This window comes from Synechococcus sp. R6-7, from assembly GCF_047461695.1.
Taxonomy (GTDB): Bacteria; Cyanobacteriota; Cyanobacteriia; order Thermostichales; family Thermostichaceae; genus Thermostichus.
The window spans coordinates 1-5898 of the sequence record NZ_JANSHS010000268.1; the positions used below are offsets into that span (position 1 = coordinate 1).

General features: G+C 59.5%; 4 protein-coding genes. 2 read left to right on the forward strand and 2 right to left on the reverse strand.

Annotated features, from left to right (window positions below):
* Together pgl and NW815_RS08390 are read right to left on the reverse strand one after the other, a co-directional pair.
* Positions 1 to 564, reverse strand: a 564-nt coding sequence (gene pgl, locus NW815_RS08385) for a 6-phosphogluconolactonase (RefSeq protein ID WP_414415900.1), incomplete at its 3' end; no start/stop codon positions are given.
* Between the two features lie 86 nt (positions 565 to 650).
* Positions 651 to 1658: a phosphoribulokinase gene (locus NW815_RS08390; protein WP_414330815.1), complete on the reverse strand. Its 1008-nt coding sequence runs from the start codon at positions 1656 to 1658 to the stop codon at positions 651 to 653.
* Between the two features lie 351 nt (positions 1659 to 2009).
* Between NW815_RS08390 and NW815_RS08395 the strand changes: the two genes are divergently transcribed.
* Together NW815_RS08395 and leuS are read left to right on the forward strand one after the other, a co-directional pair.
* Entirely contained in the window at positions 2010 to 2900 is an 891-nt protein-coding gene (locus NW815_RS08395; RefSeq protein WP_414388625.1) for a ferredoxin--NADP(+) reductase, read from the forward strand.
* A gap of 241 nt (positions 2901 to 3141) precedes the next feature.
* Positions 3142 to 5847, forward strand: coding sequence for a leucine--tRNA ligase (gene leuS, locus NW815_RS08400; protein WP_414388626.1), 2706 nt, complete (start codon positions 3142 to 3144; stop codon positions 5845 to 5847).
* Positions 5848 to 5898: the final 51 nt, after the last annotated feature.

Here is a 5898-nt window from a genome sequence, read left to right on the forward strand (position 1 = left end):
CACCTGGGCTGCCTGATTGAGGACGGGATAGGTCAAGGTTAGACGCGGCTCCTGCCCTTTTTGCCCCACCGTCACCCAGCGGTGCTGCACCTGCAGAGCGGCTGTGTCGGGAAACAAGGAAGCTGTGTGGCCATCTTCCCCCACTCCCAGCCATACCAGGTCGAGAGAAGGGCACTCTGCACCGAAAATCTGCCGTAGGGTGGCCTCGTATTCGGCAGCATCGCGAAGGGGATCCCCCGCTTGGGTGGGCATAGGGAAAACTTGAGCCGCCGGGATCCCGATCTGCTGCAGCAGGGTTTCTCGTACCATGCGGTAGTTGCTCTCAGGGTGATCCGGGGGAACATAGCGCTCATCCCCCCAGAACAGCCAGGTTTGTTGCCAAGGGATCCCTGGGGTTTGGGCCAGGGCAGCATACAGCTTCTTGGGGGTGCTCCCTCCCGCCAAGGCCACCGTAAAGCGTCCCCGCTCGCGAATGGCAGCGGATGACCGACCTTGCCAAATCTCGATGGCCCGTTGGATTAAGACGGGGCCCTCCGGAAAGATCTCCAACTGGAATCCCTGCATACACCGAAGCCCTACTGCCGACCTATGCTGGGTCAGCCGACCTGCACCAACACTTTACCGAAGGGATCCCCTAAGCGGGGCAAACACTAGGAAGCCACCGCCAGCTCTTTGGCTTCTGCCCGAATTTGCTCGTAAAGGGCGCGCAGCTTCAGGCCCACGATGACCTGGATCAGGCCAGAGCCATTGCGGGATCCCGGGTATTCCGGGTGCTTGCGCAACAGTTCCGTCAGCTCGCCATAGTAGCGGGTGGACAAGTTGCTCAGGTGGTTCTCGATGTAGATGACCTCTTCCAGCTTGTCGAAGGTGCCGTCGATCTCCAGAATCGAAACCGGGTGCTCGAAGTAGGTGGAAGGGCCATAGTGGAGGCGGATCCCTGGATAGGAACAAGTCAGCTTTTTGCCGCAGGGGATCCAATCAATGGTGGAGCCTTCGTCAAAGAGATAAACATGGTCGAAGTACTTCACCCCTTCCCGCTGGATCAGCCGCACCCGCAGTACTTTGTGCTCTGGATCCAGCTCCGGCAACAACTGGGTAGGCAAAACCTCAATGACGGCATCGGCGTACTGCTTCTGCACATCGACATAGGCTTCAAAGTCCGGGCGGCGAGCCTCGATTGAGCGCAACACATCTTCGTAGGTGTGGCCCCGCTCCGCCATGTCCCGCTTCACTTTCCAAGCAATCTTGATCTCTGGGGCCAGATCCAAGTACACCTTGAAGTCCAGCAGCTGGCGCACCCGCTCGTCATACATGGGATGCAGCCCCTCCAGGACGATGATGCGGTTGGGCTCCACCAGCTCCGGTGGGTCAATCAGCCCCGTCTCGTGGTTGTAGATGGGCTTCATCACACTTTGGCCGTTCTTAAGCGCCTTGGCCTGCTCGTACATTAGGTCGAAGTTGTTGGCGCGGGGATCCAGCGCCGTGATGCCCTTCTCTTTGCGCTGGTAGCGATCCAAGGAGTGATAGTCATCCAGACAGATGGTGGTAATCAGATCCCGGCCAAATAGATCCCCCAGCCGGCGTAAAAAGGTGGACTTGCCACAGCCAGAATCTCCGGCGACACCAATCATCACAACACGATCAGGACTGCTTGCCATGGGAACTCCTTGGGGACGGGCAGGGCAAAACTGAGAAAAAGGCTCTAGAAAGTTACCAACTGTTACGGTCTTGCATGATACCAAATAAAGCCGTTACATCACAAGCCGCTGGCAGGCCAGAGAGGTGGGCACCCTAAGCAACAATTTAACAAAAAATCCATATTTTTGGCCGATGAGCTTGGCCGGGATTATTTTTCCGGGGTTGCCGCTCTCAGGACGGCCTGGGGGGCTGGCGAAGGTCGTCTGCTTCTCCTCTGACAAGTTCCATTTGAGCAGCCGGGCTGCTGTGGTGTTTGCTATTTTGCTATATGTAAACTCATTTCCTCCCAGTGCCAGGAGCAGATCGCAGGTATGGTTGCCAGCGCAGAAAAGCGAGAGGTTGTCGTCAATCTGTATCGTCCCAACGCACCGTTGATCGGCCACTGCGTGGAGACCTACTCCATTGTCGGTGAAGGAGCACCCGGACTGACTAAGCACATTGTGCTCAGCTTGCCGGATCCCAACTACCGCTACCTAGAAGGGCAAAGCGTTGGCATTATCCCTCCTGGCGAAGATGCCAAGGGCAAGCCCCACAAGCCCCGCCTCTACTCGATCGCTTCCACCCGCTTTGGCGATGATGGCGAGGGACGCACCGTCTCTTTGAGCGTGAAGCGGGCCGAATATGTCGATAAAGAGACGGGCCAACCGGGGGTGGGGGTCTGCTCCGGCTTCCTCACCGATTTGAAGGCAGGCGACGAGGTGATGATCACGGGGCCATCGGGGAAAACCTTCCTGTTGCCTGAAGATGAGAATGCCAACCTGATCTTGATCGCCACCGGCACCGGCATTGCCCCTTTTCGCGCTTTCATCAAGCACCTGTTTGAGGAGGATCCCAACTATCAGGGCAAGATCTGGCTGTTCTTTGGGGTGCCCACCACTTCCACCTTGCTCTACCACGGGGATCTGGAGGCCTGGAAAGCCCAGTACGGGGATCGCTTCCGCGTCGATTACGCCATCAGCCGCGAGCAACAAACCCCCGATGGCAAGAAAATGTACGTGCAAAACCGCATGGCCGAGTACGGCGCCGAGCTGTGGGAGATGCTGCAACAGCCCAACACCTACACCTACATCTGCGGCCTCAAGGGGATGGAGGACGGGATCAACAACGTCATGGGGCCTTTGGCCGAACAAGCCGGTCAGGATTGGAGCAAGTTCCAGAAGGAACTGAAGAAAGCAGACAGGTGGCACGAAGAAACCTACTGATCCCTGCTTGCGATCCCTGCTTGTCGGTTTGTCAGCGCCAATAGGGATCCCGTTCCTCTGCAAGGTGCCGGATGAGGCTATCCGTACCGTGTGGTCGATGGGCAATAGTTTGTGGCACAGGCTGGGCAGCTAGGGGACAAGAATGTGGTGCAGGAGCTCCTTTCCCGAAGTGCTTCGTGAAACTCGTGACCAGAGCCTTGCCCGAGAGCTGTGCTCCGCCGGCGCGATTGGCGTGGGGAGTATGTCAAAATGCTTCTATCTCCCAGCGTATGCGCTTTTTTCCCAGGAGCATCGAACCGTGGACGCGCGCTACAATCCCCAGGCCATTGAGAGCAAGTGGCAGGCCCACTGGCGTGAAATCGGGCTGGATCGCACCCCAGAGCTGAAGGACGGGAGCCGCAAATTTTATGCCCTGTCTATGTTCCCCTACCCCAGCGGCAACCTGCACATGGGGCATGTGCGCAATTACACCATCACCGATGTAATTGCCCGCTACAAGCGAATGCAGGGGTACGCAGTGCTGCACCCGATGGGCTGGGATGCCTTTGGCCTGCCGGCGGAGAATGCCGCCATCGACCGGGGGATCCCACCGGCCAAGTGGACTTACCAAAACATTGCCCAGATGCGGGAGCAACTGCAGCGGCTGGGGCTCTCCTACGACTGGGAGCGGGAGATCACCACCTGCGCCCCCGACTACTACAAGTGGACGCAGTGGCTCTTCCTGCAATTTTTCAAGGCCGGCCTGGCCTACCAGAAGGAAGCGCCAGTGAACTGGGATCCGGTGGATCAGACGGTGTTGGCCAACGAGCAGGTGGATGCGGAGGGGCGTTCCTGGAGATCCGGCGCCCTGGTGGAAAAGCGCATGCTCAAGCAGTGGTTTTTCAAAATCACCGCCTATGCCGACCAACTGCTGGCGGATCTGGAAAAGCTCTCCGGCTGGCCAGAGCGGGTGCGCACCATGCAGGAGAACTGGATCGGCCAATCGGTGGGGGCTAAGGTGATTTTCAAAACCGAGGCAGGGGACGAGCTGGCAGTATTCACCACCCGGCCCGATACCCTCTGGGGGGCCACCTTCATGGTGCTGGCGCCAGAGCACCCCTTGGTGGACAAGCTCACCACCGCCGAGCAACTGCAGGCCGTCAGAGCCTATCAAGCCCAGGCCGCTGCCCGCAGCGAGATCGAGCGCAGCGCTGAAGACCGGGAAAAGACAGGGGTTTGGACGGGATCCTACGCCATCAACCCCGTTAACCAAGAGCGGATCCCCATCTGGATTGCCGACTATGTGTTGATGGGCTACGGGACGGGGGCCATCATGGCTGTGCCTGCCCACGACCAGCGGGATTTCGAGTTTGCCCGCAAGTTCGGCCTGCCCATCAAGCGGGTGGTGCAGCCGCCGGAGGGTTCTCCGGCCTCAGCGGATCGCGCCAGCAGGACGGAGTCCTCAGAACTGCAGGCTGCCTGGACGGGGGAAGGGGTGATGATCAACTCTGGCCCCCTAGACGGGATCCCGGTGGGCAAAGGCCCAGGGCAAAGCGTGGAAAGAGCCATCGCCTGGCTGGAAGCCCAGGGGCTGGGGGAAAAGCAGATCAACTACCGCCTGCGGGATTGGCTGATCTCGCGGCAGCGCTACTGGGGTTGTCCCATCCCGGTGATCCATTGTCCCCACTGTGGCATTGTGCCGGTGCCGGAGAAGGATCTGCCGGTGCTCTTGCCGGAGGATGTGGAGCTGACGGGGCGAGGGGGATCCCCGTTGGCCCAGTTGGAGGACTGGGTGAAGGTGAAGTGCCCCACCTGTGGCGCGGAGGCTCGCCGGGAAACCGATACCATGGACACCTTTGTCTGCTCGTCGTGGTACTTCCTGCGCTTTAGCGATGCCCGCAACGACCAAGAGATCTTCCGCAAAGACCAGGTGAACGCCTGGCTGCCGGTGGATCAGTACGTGGGCGGCATCGAGCACGCCATCCTGCACCTGCTCTATTCCCGCTTTTTTACCAAGGTGTTGCGGGATCGGGGGCTGCTGGATTTTGACGAGCCGTTCTCGCGTCTGCTCACCCAGGGGATGGTGCAAGGGCGCACCTACTACAACCCCAACAAGTCCGGCAAGGATCGCTGGATCCCGGCAGCTCTGGTGCAGGATCCCGACAACCCGCGGGATCCGGAAACGGGCGAGCCCCTGCAAGTTATCTACGCTACCATGTCCAAATCCAAGGGCAACGGCGTGGATCCCGAGGAGGTGCTGGCCCACTACGGGGCAGATACGGCCCGCATGTTTATCTTGTTCAAGGCCCCGCCGGAGAAGGATCTGGAGTGGGACGATGCCGACGTGGAAGGGCAATTTCGCTTTCTCAACCGCGTCTGGCGGCAGGTGTACGAGTTTGTCGTTCGCGGTGGCGGGACGGAGTCCTGGCGGGGCAGGGTCTCAGAGCTGTTGCCGGCCAAGGTCGAGGTGGGATCCCTGACCAAGGCGGAAAAAGATCTGCGCCGGGCCATCCACACCGCCATCAAGGAAGTCAGCGAAGATCTGGAAAACGATTATCAATTCAACACCGCCATTGCCGAGCTGATGAAGCTGAGCAATGCTCTGGGGGAGGCCGGGATCCCGGATTCGCCGGTCTATGCAGAGGGGATCCGCACGCTGGTGTTGCTGATGGCACCTTTTGCCCCTCATATTGCGGAGGAGTTGTGGCAGGCGCTGGGGGGCGCAGACTCGGTGCATCGGCAGTCTTGGCCCAGCTATGACCCGGCAGCGCTGGTGGCCGACACGGTGACCATTGTGATTCAGGTGAACGGCAAATTGCGCGGCTCGTTTGAGGCCCCTGCCGAGGTAACGCCGGAGGAGCAGGAACAGTTGGCCCTTCGGTCAGAGGCAGCGCAGAAATACCTGGAGGGGGCAACACCCAAAAAAGTGGTGGTGGTGCCGAAAAAGCTGGTTAACTTTGTCCTGTGACATACTCCCGCACTCATGCTAACGCAAAGCGCTCCGCGCCGCTAAAGCGAA

Coding starts and splice junctions, on each gene's coding strand:
- NW815_RS08390 (WP_414330815.1), bottom strand. CDS start 1,658: ATGGCAAGCAGTCCTGATCGTGTTGTGATGATTGGTGTCGCCGGAGAT.
- NW815_RS08395 (WP_414388625.1), top strand. CDS start 2,010: ATGGTTGCCAGCGCAGAAAAGCGAGAGGTTGTCGTCAATCTGTATCGT.
- leuS (WP_414388626.1), top strand. CDS start 3,142: ATGTCAAAATGCTTCTATCTCCCAGCGTATGCGCTTTTTTCCCAGGAG.